This window comes from Treponema sp. (assembly GCF_051883275.1).
Lineage (GTDB): Bacteria > Spirochaetota > Spirochaetia > Treponematales > Treponemataceae > Treponema_D.
Map to the genome: position 1 here is coordinate 1 of NZ_JBJETK010000012.1, position 1,687 is coordinate 1,687.

The window sequence follows — 1,687 nt, forward strand, 5'->3', positions numbered from 1 at the left end:
GTTGAGTTTGCGAACTTCAACAGGATAAAACCGATGGTAAATCAGGTGGAAATACATCCGTTCAATCAGCAAATCGAAGCAAAAAAATGGAACGACAAGTATGACATTCAGCTTGAAGCCTGGGCACCGTTTGGCGAAGGGCGCGGCGGGCTTTTTGAAAACGAAGTTCTGCGGAAAATCGGCGAAAAATACGGAAAATCTGTGGCTCAGGTTATGCTAAGGTGGCACTTGCAGCGCGGAATTGTCGTAATTCCAAAGTCCACCCACAAAGAGCGTATGGCAGAAAACTTCAACGTGTTCGACTTTTCGCTTTCTGCGGACGATATGGAAAAAATTGCCGCTCTCGACAGAAACGAAAGTTCGTTTTTCAGCCATCAAGACCCTGCGATGGTGGAATGGTTTGTGAAGATGGTCGAAGAACGAAAATCGCACAAATAGCGGATAAAAAGCCCGGCAAAAAATGCAGGGCAGGGGTAAAAACAGGAGAGAGCAAAAACAATTTGACAATTAAGTGAGGTATTTTATGAAAAAAACAATAAAGGCAATTTGCCGGAATGCTGTTCTTGCGGCATTTTCCGCTGTGCTTCTTGTTGCGGCAGGCGGCTGTTCAAAATCAGGTGCAAAAACAAACGCAAAAATAAACGACACTACACTTCGCATAAAAAAGCAGGGCGTTTTTTCTTCAGGCGGAAGCATCACCGAGCCTGTTCCGGGCACTTATGACGAAACGACAAACTGGCTCAGCACAACACGAGAAGGAAACACCGCGCACGTTGACCACGCAAACGTCTTTTTCCAGATTCCCGAAAGTGAAACAAAAAATCCCGTAGTCTTTCTGCACGGATACGGACAGAGCCGGACAGGCTGGCAGACAACTCCAGACGGTCGCGAAGGCTGGGCAGATATGTTTTTGCGTAGCGGACATTCGGTTTTTCTTGTAGACCAGCCTCGCCGTGCATCAGCCGGAATGACGGCAAAAATGACGATGTCAAGCCTTGATGCCTGGGGCGAAGGCGGAATGTATTACAAGCCGGGAGATCAGGCATGGTACACGCATTTTAGAATCGGCCGCGTTCCGCCACAGCGTTACGAAGGCTCGCAGTTCCCGTCAGGCGAAGAAGCACAAAATCAGTTTTTCCGCCAGATGACAGTGAACACAGGCGACTACGACGAAAAACTTTTCGGCAAATCGCTTTCCGCAGTCCTTGTCGACGTCCGCAAAATGACAGGAAAAAAATCAGTCTACATCACGCACTCACAGGGAAGCCGCGTAGGCTGGCAGACAGACCCAGAAAACATCGCCGCAATCGTTGCAATCGAACCGGGCGGAACACCAGCACCTGACTCCGAAGAATACAAAAAACTCCTCGCCGCAAAAATCCCGGTCGCAGTCTACTTCGGCGACTACATCGACAACGGACCTGCCGACATTCAGTCAACAACATTCTGGAAAACCGTCCGCGACAACGCCCTCATCTTTGCCGAACGCTACAACGCAGACGGCGGCACTGCAATCGTCGCAGACCTCCCCAAAGAAGGCATCACCGGCAACAGCCACTTTATGTTCCAGGAACTGAACAACGCTCAAATCGCCGCCCACATCGAAGAGTGGCTTTCAAAAGTCCTAAAATAAAACTCAAGGAGGGAGGAGCCCCTCCCTGCGGCCGCACTCCGTTGCGTCCTACCC

2 protein-coding genes are annotated in these 1,687 nt (G+C 50.0%); both read left to right on the plus strand.

The features are described 5' to 3' along the window. On the plus strand, positions 1–438 hold a 438-nt coding region (locus tag ACI4L0_RS01040; protein ID WP_439798319.1), incomplete at its 5' end, for an aldo/keto reductase. An 85-nt stretch (positions 439–523) separates the two neighbouring features. Beyond that, on the plus strand, positions 524–1,633 hold the full coding sequence (locus ACI4L0_RS01045; RefSeq protein WP_439798320.1) for an alpha/beta hydrolase: 1,110 nt from the start codon (positions 524–526) through the stop codon (positions 1,631–1,633). Positions 1,634–1,687: the final 54 nt, after the last annotated feature.